The following is a 24,167-nucleotide window of genomic DNA, read 5'->3' as shown; positions in this document are numbered from 1 at the left end:
AACCCTTGCCATGCAACGGTTTGTCCGGTTCCGGCCGCACGGTGGAAGACGTTCGGCGGCCGGTTCCGCGGCTAGCCTGGGCGGGACGTGGACGGGAGGCGGCCATGACGATGCCGATGGGGGCGATGTCCGGCTGGGACGTCGCGGGCGCGACACTGCTGGTGCTCTGGGCGCTGGCCATGTGGGCGGCGGTCGGGGTGCTGGCGTACGCGAACCGGGGGCCGGTGCGGCCGTGGGTGTACCGCGGCTCGGTCGCGGTGATCGGCGTCGGCGTGCTCGGGCAGCTCGGGCACGTCCAGGAGCACATCGCGCAGGTCGGCTACTGGCTCGGGCACCCGAACTCTCCCGCGTGGATGACGCCGTGGGGCACCGGCCTCGCGAACGGCCTGCAGGTGCTCCTGCCCAGCCGCAAGACGTTCGGGATGGAGTTGCTGCACCTCACCGGCAACTTCATCTTCCTCGCCGGGCTCGCCGGGGTCATGGTGATCACGCGGCGTGCACTCGGCACGCGCGCCCGCCGCTGGGCGAAGATGGGCGTCTGGATGCAGGGGCTGCACGGGCTCGAACACCTGGTCCTGACGCTGTCGATCGCGTTCGGCGCGCCCCGGGCGATCGGGCTGTCGACGTTCTTCGGGCTCGTCGACCCGGGCATCGGGCTGACGACCTACCGCGTGTGGTGGCACTTCGTCGCGAACGTGATCGGCTCGATCATCTTCGGCCTGGCGCTGTACCACCTGTGGCGCGAACGCCGGGAGGTCCGGGCGACGTTCTTCGTCCGGCCCGTCCCGGAGCTCACCCGGCAGGCGGCGTAGCACAGGTCAGCGTCGGCAGCGCCCAGTCCGCGTGGTCGTTGCCGTTGCCGTCGCCGCCGTCGGACACCAGCAGGTCCAGGACCTGGGCCCCGGTGACGTCGACGTCGATCGGCACGGCCGCCTGGCCGCCCCTGACCACCGGCGTCGTCACCCGGGTCGCGCCGTCCACCGAGACGCTGAAGCTCACGCTCCCCCCGGTGCCGGTCTCGCCGTCGACCCCGACCGAGGCCGTCAGCCGGCTGCACGAACCCGCCAGGTAGAGCTGGACGTCGCTCGCCGCGTGGGCGCCCAGGCCCTTCGCGTACGCCACCCCGCCGATGGTCATCGGCTTGCCGTCGCCCGCGCTCGCTTCGCCGTTGCTCGTGTCGCGCTCGACCGGGCCCCAGCCGTTCGTCGCCGTCAGGAACGGCAGCGAGCTGACGGCCACCTGCCCGGCCGGTGGGGCGGGCGGCACCGCGCCGACGATCCGCTCGTCCGCCGCCGATCCCGGCCGTCCGGCCTGCCGGTAAGCCACCGTCACCTTCAGCGCGGAAGTATCCACTGTGGAGGGCGCGGTGACGGGCCAGGTGAAGCTCGCCGACTTCCCGCCGTCGATCTTGGCCACCGAAGGCGGGGAGGCCGCCCCGACCGTCCACCCGGCCGGCGCGGTCAGCACCGGCTTCACGTCGAACGCCGGCGGCGCGCCCGCGGGCACCCGCACGGTCGCCGACGCGGTGAACCGCTGCCCGCCCGTCACGGTGTCCGGCGCGGTCAGCGACACGGCCGCCGTCGGTGCCGCCGGCATCGCGTACCGCCCGGGGTCGTAGCCCGGCGAGGCGTTCTGCCTGGCGGTGAGCGGCGAGCGGTAGCTGCCGTAGTTCGTCCACGCGATCTTGCCGAGGCCGCCCGTGCTGCCGTCGAGGTTCCACACCGCGACGGCGATGGTGTTGTGGCCGTTCGGGTTCAGGATCCCGTTCGGGATCGGGAAGCTGTGCTGCGGCCCGAGGTAGTTGACGTACTGGCCGAGCTGCCAGCCGTTGACGAAGAGCAGCGCCCGGTACTGGCGAGCCGGATCGTCGGTGATCGTCAGGCCGAGCGAGGTGTCCTGACCGCGCGGCAGGTCGAGATCCGCGGTGGTGCGATACCAGGACACGCCCGGCGTGGTGTCCTTCGCCGGCAGCGTCGTCGAGGTCCAGCGCCCGTCGGGGAAGCCGGGCAGCGACCAGCCCGCCCGCTCGCCGTACAGCCCGCCGGTGTTGAGCGGGCCACGGACCGGGTCGAGGCCGGTCTCGCCGCCGCGGACGCCCTGCAGCCGCCAGGTCACCGACGTCAGCGGCGACCCGGTCAGCCGCGCGGAGGTGAGCCCGCGTGCGGCCTTGTTCCCGTTGTTCGCGCCGTAGTCCTCTTCGTGGCCCATGTTCACGGTCAGCACGGAAATCTCGTTGTCGCCCGGACGCACCGAACCGGCCGGGAAGCCGAATGTGTGCTGCGGATCGGTCGAGCTGCCGAGGAAGACGCCGTTGAGCCACGCCGAGAACGCGCCGGCCGGGCCGCCGCTCTGGCTCGACAGCGTGATCCCGGTCTGCTTGCCGTCGCTCGCGAACCGGCCGCGGTACCACGTGTTGCCGGTGTGGAAGCCGTAGTCGTCGGCGAAGAGCACCGGTTTCGTGCCGAGCGCCGTCGAGCTGTTCGACGTGTCCTTGTCGGCCACCGGCCACGCCGAGTCGTCGAAGCCGGGCTGGCTCTCCGGGGACTCCTGCTGGTGCTTCCACCCGCTCAGCGCGGGCAGCGTCACGGCCTTGGCCGTCGGTGCGGTGGCGGTGAGGCTGCCACTCGACGTCGGCTGGGTCGCGACCCGGGATCCTTTCCACGACAACGACTTCGCGGCGCTGAAGACCTCGAAGGCACCGTCGGTGCCGATATCACCGGTCAAGGCCAGGGTCCCGTGGTCGTCGGCCGCGGTCCGCACCAGGTGCGTTCCGCGGACCAGCACCGGGCCCGCCGCGGTGTCCTGGCGCCAGAAGGTCGCCGCCGTCGCCTTATCCGCGAGCAAGAGGAGCAGCGGCCGCTGTCCGGGTGCGGTGACGAGCACGCGCGCCAGGCCGTCGTGGGTGTAGTTCAGCCGTAGGTCGCCACGAGCGGCGTCCCAAGTGGACGTCGCGCTGCCGCCGAGCACCTGCACGGACGGTTGCTTCGCGAACCGCAAGACGGTTTCGCCCGGCCCGCCCTTGTCTCCGTAGAGGACGGCGACGTCACGGCCGCCGATGGCCGCGTTCGTCATGACCTCCGACGTCGAATACTGCATCCGGGTCTGCCCGAGGTCGTACCCGGCGACGACGATCTTCGACTGACGGCCGTTCAGCGTGATCCCGGTGCCGGGCTGCTGCGGGACGACCGGGTAGTAGTCGCTGCTGCCCGACAGCAGGTCGACGGCGTCCACGACGACGAACGGCCCGGTCGCGTTCGTGTTCTTCTGCCCGGTGACGACGATCTTGAGCGTGTGCGCGCCGGCGGGCAGGCCGCGGACCTCGTAGCCGGTGACCTGGTTCTGCTTGCTCGTCGCGTAGAGGTCGACGGTACTGACCTTCGCGTCGTCGAGGTAGACGTCGGCGATGCCGTGGCTCGGGTCCTTCGAGGTCACCCAGCGGATTCCGGTCCCGGTGAAGGGGATGCTGACGTCGTCGCCAGTGACCTCCGAGAACGACTCGGTGTGCTGGTAGTCGCCGCCGGTGTAGTTCACCTCCGGCCCCACGTGGCTCCAGGTGCCGGTGTAGCCGACCTCGGCGGCGCGGTCGTCGTAGGTGTAGCCGGCGTGCGCGGCGAGGTCGAGCGCGAGGCTCGTGGTGTTCGTGGCGGTGGACGTCGAATCGGTGTGGCGCAGGGTGTGGAACTGCGTGCGGGTGTCCGGGTTGATCCGGGCGGTGTCGGTCAGCGCCGGGTCGGTCAGGGGCGCCGAGGCAAGCCCGTCGGTCTTGGTCAGCGGGGCGACCGACTGCGTGAAGTAGCCGATCAGCTTGTCCTCGTTGTACTTCGGGTCGAACTGGCGGCCTTCGGTGATCGCCGCGCCGTAGTCGTAGGACGTGTAGTTCTGCGGGATCGCGCTCCAGCCCCACGACGTGCCGCCGTGCAGCATGTAGAAGCTCTGGCCGGTCGCGCCGACCGCGATGTTCTGCTTGTAGAAGACGTTCGCGAACTGGTCGTTGATCAGCTGCGCGCACTTCTCGTAGCCCGGGCCGCCCCACGGGTCGAAGGCGCCGCCTTGGAATTCGGCGGTGATCAGCGGCTTGCCGGGCACGTGGTCGTAGCTGATGTCGGGGACGCCGTTCCAGCGCGTGGGGTTGGAGCAGTCGAAGCCCTGCGGGTAGGAGTCGGCGGCATCGACGTCGAGCGCGGCCTCACCGGCGTTGAAGGTGCCGTTGTTGTTGCCCACCAAGGGAACCGTGATGCCGTCGGCGCGGGCCTTGTCCTCGAGGTGCTTCATGTACGCGCGGCCGTCGGCGTTGCCGTTGTAGTACTCGTTCTCGACCTGGTAGGCGAGCACGCTGCCGGTGCCGTTCGTCAGCTGGTGACGCGCGATGATCCGGTCGATCTGCGTCTGCCACTCGTCGGAGTACTTCAGGTAGACGGGGTCGGCGCTGCGGGTGTGGCCGGGGGTGGTGGACAGCCAGGTCGGGAAGCCGCCGCCGTCGACCTCGGCGTTGATGTACGGCCCGGGCCGCGCGATGACGTAGAGCCCGGCCTGCTGGGCCACGTCGAGGAGCTTGTCGAGGTCGCGGACGCCGGTGAAGTCGTAGACGCCCGGACGCGGCGAGTGGTAGCCCCAGTCGAAGTAGAGCGACGTCGAGTTGAACCCGGCGGCCTTCATCTTCTGGAAGATGTCGAGCCAGAGGTCGGGGCTCGGGAGGCGGTAGGAGTGGAACTCCCCCGACCACAGATAGGTCCGGTTGCCGTCGACCAGGAATGAGTAGCCGTCGTAGGTGACGGTGTGTCCCGCCCGCACCGGCGCCGCGGTGGCCTGCGGGACGACCACGCCGACCAGGGCGAGCAGGGCGACGAGCAAGGCCCGGAACGAAGCACGCATGCGGGGACCTCCTGGAACGGCACTGAACCGAACACGATCCTTTGGCAACCACACAGAAGCGGTCAAGATGCAACACCGAGATGGATCAGTGCCGAGGTAGTGTTAGCGCTAACTGTCCAGGTCCGCTGTCTCGAACGGGTCATCCACCGGACATCAGCGCGGGCCGGTGCTCTCCCGCACGATCAGCTCGGCCGGCACGAGGTGCCGCGTCCGCACGTCGCCGCCCGCCATTCGGTCCTCGAGGAGACCGAAGGTCTTCCGGCCGACCTCGATGAAGTCCTGGCGGACCGTCGTCAGCGGCGGGTTGAAGTACGCCGCCTCCGGGACGTCGTCGAAGCCGGCGACGTGGACGTCCTCCGGCACCCGGATCCCCGCCTCGGTGAACGCGCGCAGCACGCCCAGCGCCATCTGGTCGTTGGCCGAGAACACCGCCTTCAGCCCGCGCTTGCCGACCAGTGACCGGCCCGCCTCGTAGCCCGACCGCGGGCTCCAGTCGCCGCGCACGACCGCCGGCACCCGCAAGCCACGCCGCTCCAGGGTCTCGCGCCAGCCGCGTTCACGGTCGCGGGCCTCCAGCCAGTCCTCCGGCCCGGCGACGTGCCAGACCGTCCGGTGCCCCAGCGCCAAGAGGTGCTCGGTGGCGCGGCGGGCGCCGTCGTACTGGTCGACCGAGATCACCGGCACCGGCGCCGACTCGCCACCGCCGACGGCCACCACCGGGATGTCGCCGGGCACCGCGGCCAGCGCGCGGCCGGCCGTGACGTGCGGCGCGATGACGACGATCCCCTCGACCGCCTGGCGCCGCAGGCTCTCCACCGCGTCGCCGATCGAGGTCCGGCCGGGCCGCGTGACGCTGCAGATCGCGACGCCGTAGCCGGCTTCGCGCGCCGCGTTCTCGATGCCGTACAGCGTGCTCGCCGGCCCGTAGAGGTTCGACTCCAGCGCCACCACGCCGAGGGTGCCCGACCGGCCGGTCACCAGCGTCCGCGCGGCGGTGTTGGGCCGGTACCCGAGCTTGTGCACGGCGGCGAGGACCCGCTCCCGGGTCTCCGGGCGCACCGGCCCGCTCTCGTTCACCACGCGCGAAACGGTCATGTGCGACACCCCGGCCATGCCGGCGACGTCGGCGAGGCTGGGCTGCCGCGGTCCCGGTGCCGCCGTCCTGGCCTGCTCCCCCGGCTTCGCCCGGTCCACCACCCTGGCCCCCTCCACCTCGTGCTGCGTCACCACCGACGAGACCGTACCGCCGAACGGGCCGTTCCCGGCGGACGCCGGGCGCGTCAGGGCCGGCCCAGCGGGCCGGAGAGCGCTTTCACGACCGCGGTGACGTTCTGCGACGCCTTCGCCCAGGACGTGGCGGCGGGCTGGGCGGTCAGCACGACGACGATGTAGCGGCGCCCGCCGACGAGCCCGCTGGTGTGCAGGTTGCGGCCCGGGTCGCAGCAGGACCAGCCCTGCTTCACCGCCCAGTCGGCGCCCTCGACCGCGTCCGGGATGCCGAAGTACTGGTCGAAGCCGTCCGCGCCGTGTTCGGTGGCGCCGTCGAGGGCGCGCAGGACGATCTGCCGGGTGCCCGCGCCGGCCTCGTCCATCAGGTACCGGTAGGTGCGGACGAGGTCGGCGGCGGTCACGAGGGTGCTGCCCCAGTGCGCGGCGTCGGCGGGCGGGCTCGTCGACCGCAAGCCGATCCGCTTCGCCCACGACGTCACGATCGCCGGGCCGCCGAGCTTCATCCACAGCCGGCTCGCGACGTCGTCGTCGCTGCGCGAAAGCATCTCCGCGACTTCGTCGGCGGGCTCGCCCCGCCGCAGCGCTTCCAGCGCGATGAACAGCTTGACCAGCGACGCGGACGTGTAGGTCGCGTCCGGGCGGTAGGACACGATGTCCTGGTCGTTCTCGCGGTCGTGGACCAGCACGCTGAGCTTGCCGGGCACCAGCTTCGCCAGCGAGGCGCCGTCGGGCACCGGCTGCCGCTTCGCCGAGGTCTCCGGCGGCGCCGAAGTCGCCGTCGTGGCCACGCTCGTGGTGTACGACGGTGCGGTCGCGAGTGCCGGTCCGGCCGCCGCCGCGGGGCCCGGCGGCCGGACCGCCGAGGCCACGACGAGCATCGCCACCACCGCCCCGGCGCAGGTCCCGGCCAGCAGCATCGCGTTTCCCCTGTGCATACCCGGCTCTTGTCCGCAGCCCCCGGTCCTGTTCGGCCGGAAGGGCCCGGATGTGGCCTGCGTCTCATCCGGCCGGGCGATCGGGGACGCGAGCGGCGGGTCGCGACAACCAGTACCGTGACCAGAATCGTGGAACGGCTCGACCGGCCCGACCTCGCCGCGCGGGATCCGAAAGAGGTCTTCTCGCGGCTCTTCGACGAGTACGCCCATCCCCTGCGCGGATACCTCGCGGGCCGGGTGGGCGCGCACACCGCCGACGACCTCGTGGCGGAGACGTTCGTCGTCGCGCTGCGCAGACGCGCCAGCTACGACCCCGAGAAGGCCCCGATCCGCGGCTGGCTCTACGGGATCGCGACCAACCTGCTGCGCAACCACGTGCGGCACGAGGTGCGCGGGTTCCAGCTGACGGCGCGGGCCGGCGCCGAAGAGCGCCCGGAAGAGAACCACGACACCGCGGTGGCCGGCCGGGTCGACGCAGCCGCACGCCTGCGCCTCCTCGCCGGCGCGCTCGCCGCGCTGTCCGAAGAGGATCGGGACGTCCTGCTGCTCACGTCCTGGGCCGGGCTCGAACCCGCCGAAGTCGCCGAAGCGCTCGGCGTGCCCGCCAGCACGGTCCGCTCGCGCCTGCACCGCGTCCGCCACCGCCTCCAGGCCCAGCTCGTCCCCACCGAGGAGAACCCCCATGCCTGAGCTCGACGAAACCCTCGAGCTGCTCCACCGCGACGCCCGCACGGCACCCGCCGACCTGTCCGCGGCCCGCGCGAGGCTGATGGCCGAACTGGACGCCGGATCGACCGTCGTCCCGCTGCGGCCGAGGCGGACCCGCCGGTTCGCCCTGCCGGTCGCCGCCGCCGTGGCCGGGGTGGTCGCGGTGACGGTCGTCGTCGTCCAGACCGGTTCGTCCGGGCCCACCGCCGGGCCCGCCGGCCCGTCCCCCCTCGCGAGCGCGACCCCGGGCCCGAGCCGGAACCCGACCGCGAACTGGCCCGACATCAAGCTGATGTCGGCGGTGCAGGTGCTGAACCGGGCGGCCGACCTCAGCGTCGGCGCGGTCGACCAGCCCGTCGGTCCCGGGCAGTTCCGGTACGTCGGCGAGCACACGTGGGTCGGGCGCGGCGTCCAGACCGGGGACGCGACCGGCTACACGTACCTGTGGGAGCAGCAGATCGACCTCTGGATCCCCGCCGACGCGCACGACGTCTGGCAGGAGAACCGCAAGATCCTGAACACCGGGAAGTTCCTCGGCGGTTCGCAGCCGCGGTCCCAGTCGCCGGAGCCGGACATCACGGACACCGACCAGGGGCAGTGGCAGGGCCGCTGCGGCGACTTCTTCCCGAAGTCGAAGCCGGCGAAGAAGTGCGACGACCCGGCGGACTGGGACAGCCCGGCGTTCTACGCGACGCTGCCGCACGACCCGGCCGCGCTGTACGCGAAGCTGCGGGCGCTGACGGCGGGCCGCGGCTCGACGCCCAGCGCGATGTTCCACTTCGGCATCGAGATCCTGCGCGCCGGGCAGATGCCGGCCGGCCTGCGGGCGCAGTGGTACCGGGCGCTGGCGAAGATCCCGGGCATGACGATCCTGGCCGCGGAGACGAACCTCGACGGCCGCACGGGCGTCGCCCTCGGCCTCGACGACCGCCACGAGATCCGCCAGCTGATCATCGACCCGGTGACGGGCCAGTTCGTCGGCGAGCGCTCGATCGCGGGCGCGGAGCCGGACGAGCAGTGGATCAAGCCGGGCACGGAGCTCGGCGCGAGCGCGATCACGACCGCGGTCACCGGTCGTATCGGCGAGGTTCCGGCCAAGTAGCGAACCGGCCGGCGCCCGGAGCGGGGTGCCGGCCGGCCACCGGCTACGGTCGAGTCCGTGGTGGCCGTCCTGCTCCTCGCGGTACCGGTCGGTGTCTTCATCGGCATGATCGGCATCGGCGGCGTCCTCCTGCCGCCCGCGCTCACCTGGCTCGCCGGGCTCGACATCCACACCGCGGCGGGCACCAGCAGCTGGTGCTTCCTCTTCACCGGGATCGTCGGCACCACCGCCTACGCGCGCCACCAGGCCATGCCGTGGCGCTTCGGCGGCCGGCTCACCCTCGGCGCGGCACCGGCCGCGGCGGCCGGCGCGCTCGTCAACGGCGTCGTCCCGGCGACCGTCCTCTGGCTGTTCCTCGCCACCGTGACCGCCGGCTCCGGCGCCTTCAACCTCTGGGCACGGCCCCGCGAAGCACGCGAACTGCCCGCGCCCGCCGCGGTCGCGGTCGGGGCGGTCGTCGGGTTCGGCTCGGCGCTGACCGGCACGGGCGGGCCGGTGCTGCTCGTCCCGGTGCTGCTCGCGCTCGGCGTGCCCGCGCTGACGACGATCGCGGCCGGGCAGCTGATCCAGCTCCCGCTCGTGGGCTTCGCGACGCTCGGCTACGCGGCACAGGGCTCCGTCCACTTCGGACTCGGCAGCGTCCTCGGCGTCCTGGCCGGCGCCGGCACGCTGCTCGGCACCCGCCTCGCGCGAAAACTGCGCGGGCGCCACCTCCACCGCGTCGCCTCGGCGGCCCTCGTCGGCTTCGGCGCCTTCCTCTTCGTCCTCCCGTTCCTCCCCCGGTAGAAGCGAAAGCCGCCGGCTCGAGCAGTTCCCCCGCGAACACCTCGCTCAGGCGGGCGCGAGGCGCACGCAGCAGGAGCCGGGCCGCGGATCGAGGCCGGCGCGCAGCCGGTGCTCACCCGCGCCGGCGAGCATGCCTTCGACCAGCCCCAGGCTCATCTCGCAGACCAGCCGCGGGTGCGACCGGGCCAGCCGCTGGAACGGGCAGTTGCCGAGCAGCACCCCGTCGCCTTCGACGCGCGGCTCGAACCCGTGCTCCTCGAGCGTGGCGACGACGTCCGCGGCACCGGCGGCCACCTCGGCCCCGTGCTCGCGGGCGCGCCGCGCCAGGATTTCGCGCGCCGGGCCGCCGGTCGCGTCGGCCTCCTCGACGGCGGACGCCAGGAGCTCGCCGGCCAGCTCGTAGTGCCGCTCGGGCACCGAGACGCTGACCTGCCGGTCGGAGCGGCGGTAGAGCTTCGCCGGGCGGCCCGCGCCCGGCCCGGTGCGGCCGGAGCGGCGCTCGTACTCGACGACCAGGAGCCGCTCCTCCACCAGCCGGTCCAGGTGGAAGGCGACGGTCGCCCGCGGCACGGCGAGAGCCGAAGCGACGTCGTCGCGGCTCACCGGTTCCGGGCGCCGGACGACGTACTCGTACAGCCGCCGGCGCGTCGGCTCGTCGAGCGCCGCGACCGCGGCGAGCGCGCCGGCCTGGGACTTGTGCATCCGAGCACTCTAAAACACACAACCGTTGACGAAAACCTCGGAGGGCTTCTAACGTCGGCTCGTCTTGGTTTTAGAAGGAGGCTTCCGTGACCGTCGATCCCGTCCGTGAACCGGTGCCGCTGCGGCACCTGGGTGTCGTCCACGACCGCGACGCCATGGACCTGCCGGCGGCGGAACGCGCGGTCGCCGACCTGCTGCGGGCGCTGGGGAAGGACCCGTCGTCCGAGCACCTGGGCGACACGCCGCGGCGGGTCGCCCACGCCTACGCGGAGATGCTGCAGCCGCGCGACTTCCAGCTGACGACGTTCCCGAACGACGAGGGCTACGACGAGCTCGTGCTGGCCAAGAGCATCCCGGTGCAGTCGTTGTGCGAGCACCACCTGCTGCCCTTCCGCGGCGTCGCGCACGTGGGCTACCTCCCCGGCGAGCGGATCCTCGGCCTGTCGAAGCTCGCCCGCGTCGTCGAGATGTTCGCGCGCGACCTGCAGGTGCAGGAGCGGCTGACCAAGCAGGTCGCGGACTGGCTGCAGGAGCACCTGGCGCCGAAGGGCGTCGGCGTCGTGATCGAAGCCGAGCACCTGTGCATGTCGCTGCGCGGGGTGCGGGCGATCGGCGCGCTCACCGTCACGTCGTCCCTGCACGGGCTGCTGCGCGAGGAACCCAAGACGCGACAGGAGTTCTTCGCGCTGACCGGGGTGAGTGCCTGACGGACGCCGCCGGCGCGGAGGCGCCGGCCGATCCCGCGCGTCCCCTCACGAGCCGGCCGCGCCGGCTGTCCGGTCGTGGGCGGTGAGCCCGGTTCACCGCCCACGACACCCGAACCGCTAGTTGTCCCGCCGGTGCCGCCCGCCGCGTGATCCGGCGATCGCGCGCACCCGCAGCTCCAGGTCGCCCCGGCGGGAGCGGCGCGCGTATTCCAGCAACGCCTCCACCTGCTCCTGCGGCAGCCACCCTTGATCCGCCCCGGCCTCCAGCCGCAGCAGGTGCGTGACCAGCTCGCGTGAATCCTCGTCGTGCTCGCCGGCCAGCTCCGCGAACCGGCAGGCCGCGTCCGCCTCGCCGTCGCACCACGCCGTCATCGCCAGGAGCGTCGCCGTCGCCGTCAGGATGTCGCCGCGGTGGATGCCCCCTTCCGCCGCCAGGTGCTCCGCCAGCTGGAAGCTGCGCGTGCCGACGCCGCCGGCGCCTTCCCGGCGCACGGCTCTGGCCAGCGCCTTGATCTGCTGCGTGACATAGTCCCCGCTCGACAACCCCGACATGCTGTCCCCTCTGCCGCGCACGACAACTCGTGCGTCACCCGACAGGTGTATCGCATTTGCGGCCAGATACGTCGGATGCCCGACCGGTTTCCGCCGAGTGGGCGTGCGATCAGGACGAACGGCCGCCGTCGGCGCGTCGCTGCGACACGTACACCGCCGCCGAGGTGCGCCGCTCGACCCCGAGCTTGTGCAGCACCGAAGACACGTAGTTCTTCACCGTCTTCTCCGCCAGGAACAGCCGCTCCGCGATCTGCCGGTTGGTCAGGCCTTCGGCGACCAGGTCCAGCACCCGCCGCTCCTGCGGGCTGAGCTGCTCGTACCGCGGGTCCGGGGCCGCCACGTCCTCGCCGCGCAGCTTGTTCATCACCGACGCGGTCAGCGTGGCGTCCAGCAGCGAGCCGCCGACGGCGACCGTCCGGACGGCGTCGACCAGCGACCGGCCGGAGACCTGCTTGAGCATGTACCCGGCCGCGCCCGCCATGATCGCGCCGAAGAGCGCGTCGTCGTCCGAATAGGACGTCAGCATCAGGCAGGCCGGCGCCGGCTCGACCGTCGAGCGGATCTCGCGGCACACCTCGACACCCTGGCCGTCGGGCAACCGGACGTCGAGGATCGCCACGTCGGGGCGGGCCTGCGGGATCCGGACCAGCGCCTCGGCCGCCGTCCCCGCCTCGCCGACCACCTCGATGTCCTCTTCGGACTCGAAGACGGTCTTCAGGCCGGTGCGGACCAGCTCGTGGTCGTCCAGCAGGAACACCGAGATCGTCATCGTCCACTCCCCTGCTCGCCGGTCCGTGCCGGCAGCTCCGCGGTCCATTCCAGCCGGGAGCCGCCACCGCCGGCGGCCACCAGGTCGCAGCTCCCGCCCCACCGTGCCGCGCGCGCGGCCAGGTTGGCGAGCCCGCTGACGCGCTCGCGCTCCAGGGGCGGGCCGGTGCCGTCGTCTCGCACCACCAGGCTGAGGTGCCGGCCGGCGCCGTCCACGGTGACGTCGACCGACGACGACGACGCCCCGGCGTGGCGGGCCACGTTCGTCAGCGCCTCGCGCAGCGACGCGAGCAGGTCGGACCGGACGGCGTCGGGCACCGCGGCGTCGAGCGGCCCGTCGAAGCCGACGCGCGGCTCGAAGCCGAGCGTGTCGCGCGCGTCGACGGCGACGCGCAGCAGCTCGGCGCGCAGGCTTCCCTGCGCCTGGGCGGGCGCCTGCAGCGAGAAGATGCTGTTGCGGATCTCGCGGATCGTGCCGTCGAGGTCCTGGGCGAACCCGGCGACGCGCGCCCCGACGGCCGGATCGGCGATCAGCCTGCTGACGCCCTCGAGCCCGAGCCCGGTCGCGAACAACCGCTGGATGACCAGGTCGTGCAGGTCGCGGGCGATCCGGTCGCGGTCGGAGAACACCGCCAGCTGCTGGCGCACCTCCTGCGCCCGGGAGAACTCGACGGCGAGCGCGGCGTGCCCGGCGAAGGTCTCGGCCAGCTGGACCTCGGTCGGGGTGAACGGCGTCTTGTCCCGGAACTTCGCGACGACCAGCACGCCCAGCGTCTCGTCCCCGACCAGCAGCGGCACCGAGATCGCCGAGTCCAGGTCCTTGATCATCGCCGGCATCGCCCCGGCGAGGTCGCGCTGCTGCTCCTGCACGCGGTCGCCGTAGTCGCGCACGACGACCGGGCGGCGGGTGGTGAACGCGACCCCGGTCGCCGTCCCTTCGGTCGGCACGGTCACGCCGGTGAGCCGGTCGGCGTCCTCCCCCGGCGGCTCGACGACGTCGAACACCAGCCGCCCCGGCCCGTCGGGCAGCGCGATCGCGCCGGCGGTGCCGCCGCCGACCACGCGCGCGCGTTCGGCGACGAGCCTCAGCGTGGCTCGCAGGTCTTGCGCGGCGAGCAGTGCGCTCGTGACGTCGTAGGACGCTTCGAGCCAGCGTTCGCGGCGGCGCATCTGGTCGACGAGCATCGCCTTGTCGACGGCCATCGCGGTCGCGGCGACGAGCGCGCCCACCACCTCGCGCTCGCGGAGGCTGAGCTCGCGGCCGGGGGCGGGCTCGATCTGGAACCGGCCGAACGTCTTCGGCCCGGCCCGCACCGGCAGCTCGACCACCCCGTTGCCGCCGGCCCGCCCGTATTCGGCGACGGCACCTTCCGGGCCCGTCACCTCGACGCGGCCGTGCCGCGCGCCGACGAGGTCGCAGACCGTCGTCACCGCGGTGCGCAGTACCGCCGGAACTTCCAGCTCCCGCGCGATCCCGGCCACCGCGGCCAGGATCGCCGGCATGCCGATTTCGTCCGCCACTTCCCGCCGACCCCACATGAGCCCGATCCCGGGGGTGTCCCCGGGCCGTCAAGGGTCCCACAGGCGACTGCCCGTGTCGGCCCAATCCGGTTCGTCCATCCGGTGGGTCGATCGGCAGAGTCCGTTTGTTACTCCGCGTGGCAGGCGATGCGGTGGCCGGTGATGGTCTCGGCCGGAATCCGCAGGAACCGGTGGCCGGCGAGGCCCGGACACGGGCACAGGCAGGCGATCCCGGCGTCGTCGGCCGTCGACTCGGTGGCGCGTCCCAGCAGGCTCACGTACCAGCCGGCGCCGAAGTCGTCGGCGAAGTCGTCGGCTTCGAACGCCACGACGGCGTCGCGGGCGCCCGCGTAGAGGGGGCTGCCGGTCGGGACGGCGAACACGACGGCGTCGTCCACGACGACGTAGCGCACCGGCCGGACGGCCGGCATGGCCCGGTGGGTGAAGATCACCCGGCCGAGGCTCGACTTCCGGAGCAGCGCGAGGCACTCCTGCCGGTCGAGCAGCAGCCCGAAGCCCACGTCGTCCACCATCGCGTCCCTGCGTTTCTCCCTGTGAAAAATCCCCGATCGCCAGCGTGATCGAGGGGCCGAGGCCGCCGGTAGGGCCGTTCGGCCCGGCCCCTCCCGGACGCCCCGGGACGCACACCGGAGGGACCCGCGCCAGGGCCGGAAGACCCGGGCCGCGGCGGCCGCCCGGCCGGTGTGGCGGCCACGCGGGGTGACCTAACGTCGTGACCGTCCGTTGCCGAGGAGAGGTGAGACCCGATGCCTCCGCAGTCCGCCGCGGGCGAACCCGCGACGTTCAGCCTCGATCCGGAGCAGGTCCGGTCCGCGATGACCGGCAACCGAGCCGCGATCGCGGGTGTGCTGCGCGCGCTGCGGCCGATGGTGTTCCGCTACTGCCTCGGCCGGCTCGGCACGTGGCAGGACGGGTCGTCGGACGCCGAGGACTGCGCGCAGGACGTGCTCATGGCGGTCGTCGGCGCGCTGCCGGGGTATCGCTACGAGGCCGACGGGTTCCTGGCGTTCGTGTTCGGCATCGCGGCGCACAAGGTGTCCGACGTCCACCGCAAGCGCGCCCGCGACCGCACCAGCCCGGTGGCCGAGCCCCCGGCCGAGCGCTGGACGGGCGGCGACCCGACGGGCGAAGAGGTCGAGCGCGCGGCGGGCCTGGACTGGTCGGCGGGCCTGCTCGACACGCTCCCGCCGCGCCAGCGGGAGATTTTGGTGCTGCGCATCATCTTGGGCCTCTCGGCCGAGGAGACGGCGGCCGCGGTCGGCCTGGCCAGCGCGGGCGCGGTCCGGGTGGCCCAGCACCGGGCGTTGACGACGTTGCGGCGCGGATTGCTGGCGCAGAAACGCGCGGCGTCCTGACGGCCGCGGTGGACCCGGGAATGCCGCATCGAGGGACTTGGCCTCCTTCGATACGGCATTCCCGACCCCGCTCGGCGCCGGGTCGCCGGCGCGCGCGCCCCCCGTTCACCTATCGAGAAGACCTGCAGTGCCACCGGCCACGCCCCGCCGCACGGCCCTCCCGCCCGGCACCGGCCTCTCCCCAGCCCGCGGGCGTGCGATCATCCTCCCGTGCCTCCGCTGCTGATCGTCCTGGGCGGGCTGCCCGCCACCGGGAAGACCACCGTCGCCGCGGAACTGGCGCGGCGTAGCGGTTTCTCCTTCCTGCGGGTGGACACCATCGAACACGCCATCGTCCGCAGCACTCCCCTGGCGCACCCGCTCGGGCCGGCCGGCTACGTCGTCGCGCAGGGGGTTGCCGGCGATCTGCTGCGCACCGGTGTCAGCGTCGTCGCCGAATGCGTCAACCCGCTCGCCCTCACCCGCGATGCCTGGCGGGACACCGGTTTCGCCGCCGGCGCGCGCGTGCTCGAGGCCGAGATCGTCTGTTCCGATCCCGCCGAACACCGGCGGCGCGCGGAGAGCCGGGACACCGGCATCCCGGGGCACGTCCCGCCCACCTGGGCGGCGATCACGGCCCGCGAGTACGAGCCGTGGACCCGCGACCGCCTCGTCGTCGACACCGCCCGGCTGCCCGTCGACGAGGCGGTGGCCGTCATCGAAGCGGCGGCGCGATCTCGTCGTTGACGCTCTCCAACCGTCGGCCGGTCGTGCGCGGGCCGAGCACCGCGATGTCCACCGCGACCACCACCAGCGCCGCGGCCACGACCAGGAACAGCGTCGTCGGTCCGTGCGAGTTCAGCAGCGGCACCAGCACGAACGGCATCGCGCCGCTCGCCAGCCGCGAGAGCGAGTAGGTGCCGCTCGACGCCGTCGAGCGCAGCGCCGTCGGGAAGATCTCGGCCTGGTAGATGTGGTAAGCGTTCGAGAACACGTTGCTGGTCGCGGTGTAGAGGAAGCCGAACACGAGGATCAGCGCCATCGAACCCGAGTAGCCGAACGCGATGCCGAACACCGCCATCGCCAGCACCGAGCCGACCACCAGGTACTTCCGCTCGACGCGTTCCACGAGCGGCAGCGACAGCGCCGAGCCGACCGGGTAGCCGAGGTAGGTCAGCGCGGCGAACAGCAGCGACTGCGAAAGGGCGTATCCCTTGGCCGCCAGTACCAAGGGCACGAGCGTGCCGAAGCCGTAGTAGCCGAGCGTCTGCAGGATCTGGAAGACGACCATCATCCACGTACGGCGGCGCAGTGCCGGCCCGAACAGCTCGCGGACCGGCGCGGCGGTGCGCTTGCGGGTGGTGCCGCGCGCCGGGGCGGCGTTTTCGTCGACGCCGCCGCGTGCTTCGGCCTCGAGCCCGGCCACCAGGTGCTCGGCCTCCTCGGTGCGGCCGACGGACTCCAGCCACCGCGGCGACTCGGGCAGGCCGCGCCGCAGGAGGAACACCGCGCCCGCGCCGAGAGCCCCGATCACGAACAGCCAGCGCCAGCCGGCGATGCCGAAGATCTCGTGCTCGGTCAGGCCGCGGGCGAGGAAGCCGACGACCGGGAAGCCGCAGAAGGCGAGCGTGTACGCCCAGGCGATGAACCGGCCGCGCTTGCGGGCCGGCAGCAGGTCGGTGAGGTAGGTGTCGGCCAGCGGCGGCTCCGCGCCGAGGCCGATGCCCGCGAAGAACCGCGTCACCAGCAGCATCAGCGCGCTGCCGCTGAACGCGCCGAGCAGCGAGAACAGCGAGTAGAGCCCCAGGTTCAGCAGGAACGCGCCGCGGCGGCCGAACCGGTCGGCGAGCCGGCCGAGCAGCAGGGCCCCGAAGAACATGCCGACGAACGTCGACGCCAGCAGCGGCGGCAGCTCCGCCTTCGTGAGCGAGAACTCCTGGACGAGCACCGAGCTGAGCACGCCGGTCAGGAAGACCTCGTAGAAGTCGAAGAACAGGCCGAGCCCGACGGCGACGGTGGCCCGCCGGTGCGTACGGGTGATGGGCAGCCGGTCGAGCCTGCCCGCGATCGTGCCGGTGTCCGGCACGGTGGCGTCGGGGATGTTCGCCATCCGTCGTCTCCTTTGACTTCTCCACCATGTGGTTGGCCGACCCATAATGTGACGACGGCCGCGCCGAGTCAAGAACAGTCGGGCACGGGTCGTGGTGCGTTAACGGGCAACGGGGCGCCATCCGGCACGAACCGGGCGCCCACGGCGCCCGGAGAACTCAGAGAGCGGCGACCTGCTCCACGCCGGGCCGGTGCCCCAGCCGTTCCGAGGCGCGCCGCGCGGCCTCGACGACGACCGGCGCCAGCCGCGGGACGTCGGCCGGCGTCATGCGCTGGGTCGGCGCGCCGATCCCGATCGCCGCGCTGACCTCGCCGTTCAGGCCGAAGACCGGGGCACTGAGCGACGCCGCGCCGAGATCGCGTTCCTCGAAGCTGACCGCGTACCCCGCGTCGCGGATCTGGCCCAGCTGCTCGGAAAGCAGGTCGATGTCCACCGTCGTCCGCGGGGTGAACCGGGCCAGGCCGTGGCCGATCGCGTCTTTGACCGCCAGCTTGTCCCAGGCCAGGAACACCTTCCCGGCCGACCCGGCGTGCAGCGGCATCACCATGCCGACGACGAACAGGCGCACCACCGGGTGCCGGGACTCGGCCAGCGAGATCACCGTGCGGTACGCGCCGTCGCGGACGTACAGGCACGCCGTCTCGCCCGTTTCGTCGCGCAGCTGCTGCAGCACCGGGCGGGTCAACCGGACGAGGTCGAGGCCGAACGTGCCCGGCGCCGCCCAGCGGACCAGCCCGAGCCCGACGCGGTAGGTGTCGTCGTAGCGGTCGAGGAAGCCTTCGCGCACCAGGTTGTGGACCAGCCGCTGGCAGGTGCTCGCCGGCAGCCCGGTCGAGCGGGTGATCTGCTGCAGCGTCAGCTCGGGGTCGTCGATCGTGAACGACTCGAGGATCTGCTTGAACTTGCGCAGGACCAGCACCGGCGTCGTGCCGCTGCGTTCTTCCTCTGCCATCGCCCCGCCCCGTGCCCGTGGTGTGCCGCACAGTCTATCCACGCTCCGCGCTGTTGACTCCGCGACACCCGCCCGTATTCTGGGTTTACAACTCACATCGTGGTTTGGAGTCGGGCATGAGTCAGCAAACCGGACCCCTGGCGGGCATCCGGGTGGTCGAACTGGGCAACTTCATCGCCGCGCCGACCGCCGGCCGGCTCCTGGCCGACTTCGGTGCCGACGTCGTCAAGGTCGAACGCCCGGGCACCGGGGACGAGCTCCGGCGGTGGAGGCTGCACGCCGGCGACACGTCCCTGCTGTTCCGCGCCCTCGGCCGCAACAAGCGCTCGGTGACCGTCGACCTGCGCCGCCCGGAAGGCCAGGAGCTCGTCCGCACGCTCGCCGCCCGCAGCGACGTCCTGCTGGAGAACTTCCGCCCCGGCACCCTCGAACGCTGGGGCCTCGGTCCGGACGAGCTGCGCGCGCTCAACCCGCGGCTGGTCGTCGTCCGCGTCTCGGGGTACGGCCAGACCGGCCCCTACCGCGACCGCCCCGGCTTCGGCGGCGTGGCCGAGGCGATCGGCGGCCTGCGCGCGCTCACCGGTTATCCCGACCGGCCGCCCACGCGCGTCGGGGTCAGCCTCGCCGACTCCGTCGCCGGGCTCTACGCGGTGATCGGCGCGCTGATGGGCCTGCTCCGGCGCGACCGCGAGCCGGGTGCCGCCCCGGGTGAAGTGGTCGACGTCGCGCTGTACGAAGCCGTCTATTCACTGATGGAGTCGCTGCTCCCGGACTACGCGGCGTTCGGCGTCGTGCGCGGACCGGCCGGCTCCGCACTGCCCGGGGTGGCGCCCTCCAACACCTACCGCTGCGCCGACGGCAAGTACATCGTGGTCAGCGGCAACGGCGACGCGATCTTCCGCCGGCTCGTGCACAGCATCGGCCGGGACGACCTCGCCGGCGACCCGCGGCTGGCGGACAACGCCGGCCGGGTCGAGCACGCCGAGCTCCTCGACGACGCGATCGGCGCGTGGACGGCGACACTCTCCCAGGAAGCCGCCGAAGCCGTGCTGCGCGAGGCGTCCGTCCCGTGTGGACCGATCCTGACCGCCGCGGACATCGCCAAGGATCCGCACTTCGAGGCCCGCGGGATGCACGAGCGGCACCACGTCCGCGGCCACGACGGCGAAGTCACCTTCCCCGGCATCGTGCCCACGCTGACCGAGCGCCCCGGTCGCACCCGCGCGCTCGGGCCGGAGCTGGGCGAACACACCGAGGCCGTGCTCGCCGAGCTCGGCGTCACCGGCGAGGCGGTCACCCGCCTCCGCGAGAGTGGAGTGATCTGACCATGACCGAAGTGCTCCTCACCGAGGTCGTGCTGCGCGACGGCCTGCAGGACGAAGCCGTCACCGTGCCGACCCACGAGAAGGTCCGGCTCGCCCGCGGCCTCATCGACGCCGGGGTGCGGTCCCTGGAGGCCGGGTCGTTCGTGTCCGCGCGCCGGGTACCGCAGATGGCCGACACCGGCGAGGTGCTGCGGGCCTTGGCCGGCGCTCCGGCGACCCTGCACACGCTCGTGTTCACCGAGCGCGGGGCGCGGCAGGCTATCGACGCCGGCGCGAAGTCGGTGCGGCTGGTCGTGTCGGCGAGTGACGGCCACAGCGTCGCCAACGCGGCGGTGCCGACGGCCGCGGCCCTCGACCGGCTGGCCGGGTGCGCCGAGCTGCTGGGTTCGGCCGGGGTGGCGGTGGAAGCGTCGGTCGCGACGGCGTTCGTGTGCCCGTTCGACGGCGACACGGACCCGGACCGCACCGCCGACGTGGCCGCGAGGCTGGGCCGAATGGGCGCGCGCGTGGTGCACCTCGCCGACACGATCGGCGCGGCGCGGCCGAGCCAGCTGCGCACGATCGTATCGGCGGTCCGGGACGAGCTGCCGGACGTCCCGCTCGGCCTGCACCTGCACAACACCTACGGCTTGGCGGCCGCGAACGCGTGGGAGGGGCTCGGGCTCGGCATCCGCCGGTTCGACGCGGCCCTGGGCGGCCTCGGCGGCTGCCCGTTCGCCCCGGGCGCGTCCGGGAACGTCGCGACCGACGACCTCGTCGACTTCTTCCACCGCGAAGGCATCGCGACCGGCATCGACGGGGGGAAACTGGCCACACTGCGGGACCAGGTGGGACTCGCGGTGGGCCACCGCTTGAACTCGGCGCTGTCCACGATTCCCGCCGTTCCGGCGGCGCTGCGCTGACTCGATGCTGTGAATGGCAGGTTCCGGTCGCCGAACGGCAGGAATCAGCCATTCACGCCGGGTTCGGCGGTCATTCGCCGAGCAGGCATTCAGCAGGCCTCACCCAGGTATACGGATGCGGGTTCAGGTCGGTTCAAAGTTTTTCGCCACATCTCCGGAAGCTGGACAACGCCCCGGTCAGCGGCCCAGGATGACCGCACCCCCGAGTACGCCGGAGAGGGACACGCGCGGCAGCCCAGCGTGATCCAGGTGCGGTCCGTCGCGCCCGCGTTTTTCGCGTACCCCATTCTTCGTCGATTCCCGGCGCCTTTTCGCGATCACCCGCGACTACGCAAACGGAACCCCGGCCTGACGGTTCGTAATGGGCGTAAATCCCTTCTTGCCCCGTGTCAAACCCCGGTGTAGCTTCCATCACGGAACGATAACCAGCCGGTTGACGGCATGGCCACGGGCAGGTGGCCGCGCACCCATCGATGTCGGGTCGGTGGCCGGTCCGGGAATCGTTCCGTCCCCGCCGACGCACTACCTGGTGAGCACGAGCCTGGGCTCGTCCCGCCAGTGTCGCGCCTTCCCGCCAGCCCGACACCCGGAGGATCCATCCATGTCCCGCACCCAAGGGCGCCATCGCATTTCCCGCAGAACCAAGATCGCGACCGGCGGTATCGCCCTCGCGCTCGCGGTCGGCGGCATCGTCGTCGCGACGACCACCGGCAACACCGGTGAAGCGAGCGCCGACGAGGCGAACCCCGCCTTCTTCGTCGACATCCTCAAGGTGCAGCCGAACCAGTTCGACCCGCGCCCGGTCTACGGCGCGTCGACCGGCACCTTCACCGTCGACTGCGGCCGCAACGAGAACGGCCACTTCAACCCGGACAACTTCATCGCGCAGCCCGGTGTCCGCAACGGCGCCCAGCACCTGCACGACTACGTCGGCAACCTCTCGACGAACGCCGACTCGAACAACAAGAGCCTCGTCAAGGCCGGCACCACCTGCCGCAACGGCGACAAGTCCGCCTACTTCTGGCCGGTCGTGCGCATCGACACCGGCGAGGAGGAGAAGAACGAGCCCGCGAAGAAGCCCGACGGCGACCGCGCGCAGGCCGATCAGGAAGCCAAGACCGTCCAGGTCGCCTGCCCCGACGTCGCGAGCAAGCTCACCGACGTCCCCGACCAGGCCATGGCCGAGGTCGACAGCAACCTCGACCAGATCGACACGCAGACCGACGAGGCCAACCAGCGCATCGCGCAGACGCAGGGCCAGGGCGGCGCGAACTTCGTGCAGAACGCCATCCTGAACCCGCTGAAGGACCGGCGGGCCGCGATCCTCGAGCGGATCGCCACCATCATCGCCCGGTTCGCGCCGAAGCCGAAGGACCTCGGCGGGCTCGCGCCGTGCGCGCCGAAGCCGGGCAAGGACACCGGGACGCCCACTCCGCCGCCGAGCACCACGGCGGGCGGCGCGCTGCCGGGCCAGGACGAGAACAACGAGCTGCCGGGCAACGACGGGAAGATCCTGCGCCCGCAGAAGGTGCAGATCACCTTCCGCGGCAGCCCGGTGGGCAAGGTCGTGGCGATGCCGAAGTTCCTGCGCGTGCTCTACGGCGACGCGAAGGTCTCGACGAACGGGCCGGCCAACGCCCGCGCGAGCTGGACGTGCACCGGGTTCGAGAACCGCGTCACGGACAAGTACCCGATCTGCCCGCAGAACAGCAAGGTCAAGCGAATCCACACGTTCCCGAGCTGCTGGGACGGGAAGAACACGGACAGCACGAACCACCGCACGCACATCGTGTTCCCGGACCAGTTCGGCCAGTGCGCCAAGGGGTTCAAGGCCGTACCGCAGCTGCAGATCTCGCTGACCTACGACATCCCGCACGACATCCAGGTCAAGAAGCAGTACAAAGTGGACGCTTTCCCGCAGGAGAAGCACAACCCGGGTTCCGACCACGACGACTTCGCCAACGTGATGTCGCAGCGGATCATGAACGGCCTGGTCAACTGCGTCAACCGCGGCAAGACCTGCCGGGCCTGACCTTCCCGCTCGCGCAAAGCCGGCGGCGCAGCGTGCACTGCGCCGCCGGCTTGTGCGGTTGAATGACCGGTATGGTCACCGGTGACGAGGTCCGCGCGTTCGCCCTGACGCTCCCCCGCGCCTACGAGGCGTTCGTGCGTGACCGGGCCAAGTTCCGGGTCGGGCAGATCGTGTTCGCCGCGCTCTCCCGGGACGAGACCGAGCTGGGGTTCGGGTATCCCCGCGACCAGCGGGAAGCGCTGGTGACGGGCGAGCCGGACAAGTTCCTGATGCCCGAGCCTTCGGACCTGCGTTACCAGTGGGTCCGCTGCCGCCTGGCGGCGATCGACGCGGAAGAGATGCGCGAGCTGGTGCTGGACGCGTGGCGGATGTGCGTGCCCAAGAAGGTCTGGAACGCCTACGCGGAGACGCACCCGCTCTGATCGAGGGCTTCCTCGGTCACCACGCGGAGCCCGGCCACGACGGCGAACGCCAGCACGGCCATCACCACGAACACCGCCCGCAGCCCGAAGGCCTGGGCGATCACGCCGCCCGCCAGGGCACCGAGCGACTTCGTGCCCCACGCGACGAGCCGGTGGCTGCTGTTGAGCCGCCCGAGCAGGCAGTCGGGCGTGAGCTGCTGGCGCAGCGAGACCATCACGACGTTCGACACCAGGATTCCCACGCCGCCGAGGAAGAAGGCGGCGCCGGCCACGTACGGGTTCGCCGTCACGGCGAGCGCGCCGACGACGATGCCGCCGATCGGCCACGACACCCACAGCGCGCGGACGCGACCCAGCCGGCGTTCGACCGCCTCGGCGATCAGCGATCCGACCAGGCCACCGGCCGCGCTGGTCGCCATCAGCAGCCCGAAGGCGGGTTCGGACAGTCCCATCGCCGATCCCGGGCCCACCGCGTAAAGGACGAGGACCGCGAAGGTCGCTCCGGTGGCGAAGTTGAACGTGCCGGTCATGACGGAAAACGTCCGCAGCACCCGGTGGCGCAGCAGGAAACGCAGGCCCTCGGCGATGTCCGCGCGCAGGGTGGTGGGTTTCTCGCGCGGAACCCGGTACTCGCCGCGCACGAGCAGCAGGACCGCGACGGCCACCGCCCACAGCGCCACCGGCGTGACGAGCGCGGCGACGACCCCCGCCGCGGCCAGCACCCCGGCGAGCGGCGGGCCGGCGAACTCGTTGGCCGTCTGCTCGGCGGCGAACATCCGGCCGTTGGCGCGAGCCAGCTGCGCCCGCCCGACGACCTGCGGGACGATCGACTGCGCCGCGGTGTCGTAGATCGTCTCCGCGCAGCCGACACCGAGGGCGGCCACGTACAGCGCCCAGATCGATCCCCCGCCGAAGACGATCAGCAGCGCGACGCCGCCGAGAAGCCCGCCGCGCACGAAGTTGGCGGCGAGCATCGCGCGGCGGCGGTCGAGCCGGTCGACCAGCGCGCCGGCGGGCAGCGCGAACAGCAGCCACGGCAGGCTGAAGGCGAAGGCGAGCCCGGCGATGAGCGCCGGCTCGCGGGTGTAACCGACCGCGACCAGCGGCAACGCGACCTTGAGGACGCCGTCGGCGAGGCTGGACAGGCCGGCGGCGGACCACAGGCGCCAGAACACGGGGTTCATGA

General features: G+C 72.3%; 21 protein-coding genes and 1 pseudogene. 11 read left to right on the top strand and 11 right to left on the bottom strand.

The window, feature by feature from the left end:
- The first annotated feature begins 104 nt into the window (after positions 1-104).
- Positions 105-812, top strand: a complete 708-nt coding sequence (locus AA23TX_RS18345) for a DUF6008 family protein (RefSeq protein WP_155543717.1) — start codon at positions 105-107, stop codon at positions 810-812.
- Here AA23TX_RS18345 and AA23TX_RS18340 read toward each other — a convergent pair.
- The 3 genes from AA23TX_RS18340 to AA23TX_RS18330 form a co-directional block, all read right to left on the bottom strand.
- Complete coding sequence (locus tag AA23TX_RS18340; protein WP_155543716.1) at positions 793-4,872, bottom strand: beta-galactosidase; 4,080 nt, start codon at positions 4,870-4,872, stop codon at positions 793-795. The two genes, AA23TX_RS18345 and AA23TX_RS18340, sit on opposite strands and share 20 nt — an antisense overlap.
- Before the next feature lie 153 nt (positions 4,873-5,025).
- Positions 5,026-6,069, bottom strand: coding sequence for a LacI family DNA-binding transcriptional regulator (locus AA23TX_RS18335; RefSeq protein WP_155544513.1), 1,044 nt, complete (start codon positions 6,067-6,069; stop codon positions 5,026-5,028).
- Between the two features lie 83 nt (positions 6,070-6,152).
- Positions 6,153-7,037 (bottom strand): serine hydrolase, encoded by an 885-nt coding sequence (locus AA23TX_RS18330; RefSeq protein WP_155543715.1) that lies wholly within the window; start codon positions 7,035-7,037, stop codon positions 6,153-6,155.
- Positions 7,038-7,154: 117 nt separating this feature from the next.
- On the opposite strand from AA23TX_RS18330, the gene AA23TX_RS18325 reads away from it, so the two are divergent.
- From AA23TX_RS18325 to AA23TX_RS18315, 3 genes and pseudogenes are all read left to right on the top strand, one after another.
- Positions 7,155-7,727, top strand: a complete 573-nt coding sequence (locus AA23TX_RS18325; protein WP_155543714.1) for an RNA polymerase sigma factor — start codon at positions 7,155-7,157, stop codon at positions 7,725-7,727.
- Positions 7,720-8,847: a CU044_5270 family protein gene (locus AA23TX_RS18320; RefSeq protein ID WP_196425370.1), complete on the top strand. Its 1,128-nt coding sequence runs from the start codon at positions 7,720-7,722 to the stop codon at positions 8,845-8,847. The genes AA23TX_RS18325 and AA23TX_RS18320 overlap by 8 nt, the downstream gene beginning before the upstream one ends.
- Positions 8,848-8,901: 54 nt before the next feature.
- Positions 8,902-9,633 (top strand): annotated as a pseudogene (locus tag AA23TX_RS18315) (sulfite exporter TauE/SafE family protein); the annotation flags it as partial.
- A gap of 45 nt (positions 9,634-9,678) precedes the next feature.
- On the opposite strand, the gene AA23TX_RS18310 reads toward AA23TX_RS18315, so the two are convergent.
- Complete coding sequence (locus AA23TX_RS18310; protein ID WP_155543712.1) at positions 9,679-10,335, bottom strand: helix-turn-helix transcriptional regulator; 657 nt, start codon at positions 10,333-10,335, stop codon at positions 9,679-9,681.
- An 86-nt stretch (positions 10,336-10,421) separates the two neighbouring features.
- Between AA23TX_RS18310 and folE the strand changes: the two genes are divergently transcribed.
- Positions 10,422-11,042, top strand: coding sequence for a GTP cyclohydrolase I FolE (gene folE, locus AA23TX_RS18305; RefSeq protein WP_155543711.1), 621 nt, complete (start codon positions 10,422-10,424; stop codon positions 11,040-11,042).
- Between the two features lie 117 nt (positions 11,043-11,159).
- Here folE and AA23TX_RS18300 read toward each other — a convergent pair whose 3' ends face one another.
- The 4 genes from AA23TX_RS18300 to AA23TX_RS18285 form a co-directional block, all read right to left on the bottom strand.
- On the bottom strand, positions 11,160-11,594 hold the full coding sequence (locus tag AA23TX_RS18300) for a hypothetical protein (protein ID WP_155543710.1): 435 nt from the start codon (positions 11,592-11,594) through the stop codon (positions 11,160-11,162).
- A 109-nt stretch (positions 11,595-11,703) separates the two neighbouring features.
- Positions 11,704-12,363 carry a response regulator gene (locus tag AA23TX_RS18295; protein WP_155543709.1) on the bottom strand — a complete coding sequence of 220 codons (660 nt, stop codon included), beginning with the start codon at positions 12,361-12,363 and terminating at the stop codon, positions 11,704-11,706.
- Positions 12,360-13,865, bottom strand: coding sequence for a GAF domain-containing sensor histidine kinase (locus tag AA23TX_RS18290; RefSeq protein WP_155544512.1), 1,506 nt, complete (start codon positions 13,863-13,865; stop codon positions 12,360-12,362). The genes AA23TX_RS18295 and AA23TX_RS18290 overlap by 4 nt, the downstream gene beginning before the upstream one ends.
- A gap of 146 nt (positions 13,866-14,011) precedes the next feature.
- A complete protein-coding gene (locus AA23TX_RS18285; RefSeq protein ID WP_155543708.1) occupies positions 14,012-14,416 on the bottom strand; it encodes a pyridoxamine 5'-phosphate oxidase family protein in 405 nt (134 codons plus the stop codon).
- Between the two features lie 234 nt (positions 14,417-14,650).
- Between AA23TX_RS18285 and AA23TX_RS18280 the strand changes: the two genes are divergently transcribed.
- Entirely contained in the window at positions 14,651-15,259 is a 609-nt protein-coding gene (locus AA23TX_RS18280; protein WP_155543707.1) for a sigma-70 family RNA polymerase sigma factor, read from the top strand.
- 210 nt (positions 15,260-15,469) lie between these two features.
- A complete protein-coding gene (locus AA23TX_RS18275; RefSeq protein WP_230862557.1) occupies positions 15,470-15,985 on the top strand; it encodes a P-loop nucleotide/nucleoside kinase family protein in 516 nt (171 codons plus the stop codon).
- Here the strand turns inward: AA23TX_RS18275 and AA23TX_RS18270 are convergent.
- Positions 15,954-17,348 carry an MFS transporter gene (locus AA23TX_RS18270; RefSeq protein ID WP_155543706.1) on the bottom strand — a complete coding sequence of 465 codons (1,395 nt, stop codon included), beginning with the start codon at positions 17,346-17,348 and terminating at the stop codon, positions 15,954-15,956. The genes AA23TX_RS18275 and AA23TX_RS18270 overlap by 32 nt on opposite strands.
- A 157-nt stretch (positions 17,349-17,505) precedes the next feature.
- Positions 17,506-18,300: an IclR family transcriptional regulator gene (locus AA23TX_RS18265; protein ID WP_155543705.1), complete on the bottom strand. Its 795-nt coding sequence runs from the start codon at positions 18,298-18,300 to the stop codon at positions 17,506-17,508.
- 116 nt (positions 18,301-18,416) lie between these two features.
- Here AA23TX_RS18265 and AA23TX_RS18260 point away from each other — a divergent pair, with 116 nt between their 5' ends.
- The 4 genes from AA23TX_RS18260 to AA23TX_RS18245 all read left to right on the top strand — a co-directional run bounded on the left by AA23TX_RS18260 (position 18,417) and on the right by AA23TX_RS18245 (position 22,981).
- Positions 18,417-19,625 (top strand): CaiB/BaiF CoA transferase family protein, encoded by a 1,209-nt coding sequence (locus AA23TX_RS18260; RefSeq protein ID WP_155543704.1) that lies wholly within the window; start codon positions 18,417-18,419, stop codon positions 19,623-19,625.
- Positions 19,626-19,627: 2 nt separating this feature from the next.
- Positions 19,628-20,527, top strand: coding sequence for a hydroxymethylglutaryl-CoA lyase (locus AA23TX_RS18255; RefSeq protein ID WP_155543703.1), 900 nt, complete (start codon positions 19,628-19,630; stop codon positions 20,525-20,527).
- Between the two features lie 601 nt (positions 20,528-21,128).
- Positions 21,129-22,559: a DUF1996 domain-containing protein gene (locus tag AA23TX_RS18250; protein ID WP_155543702.1), complete on the top strand. Its 1,431-nt coding sequence runs from the start codon at positions 21,129-21,131 to the stop codon at positions 22,557-22,559.
- A 71-nt stretch (positions 22,560-22,630) separates the two neighbouring features.
- Positions 22,631-22,981: an MmcQ/YjbR family DNA-binding protein gene (locus tag AA23TX_RS18245; RefSeq protein ID WP_155543701.1), complete on the top strand. Its 351-nt coding sequence runs from the start codon at positions 22,631-22,633 to the stop codon at positions 22,979-22,981.
- Here AA23TX_RS18245 and AA23TX_RS18240 read toward each other — a convergent pair.
- The gene (locus AA23TX_RS18240; protein ID WP_230862556.1) at positions 22,957-24,165 is read right to left on the bottom strand and encodes an MFS transporter; all 1,209 of its coding nucleotides are present in this window, start codon (positions 24,163-24,165) and stop codon (positions 22,957-22,959) included. The genes AA23TX_RS18245 and AA23TX_RS18240 overlap by 25 nt on opposite strands.
- Between the last annotated feature and the right edge of the window lie 2 nt (positions 24,166-24,167).

This window comes from Amycolatopsis camponoti (assembly GCF_902497555.1).
GTDB classification, from domain to species: Bacteria; Actinomycetota; Actinomycetes; order Mycobacteriales; family Pseudonocardiaceae; genus Amycolatopsis; species Amycolatopsis camponoti.
The sequence above is the reverse complement of the archived record's forward strand: the minus strand, read 5'-3'. Positions and strand labels throughout refer to the sequence as shown.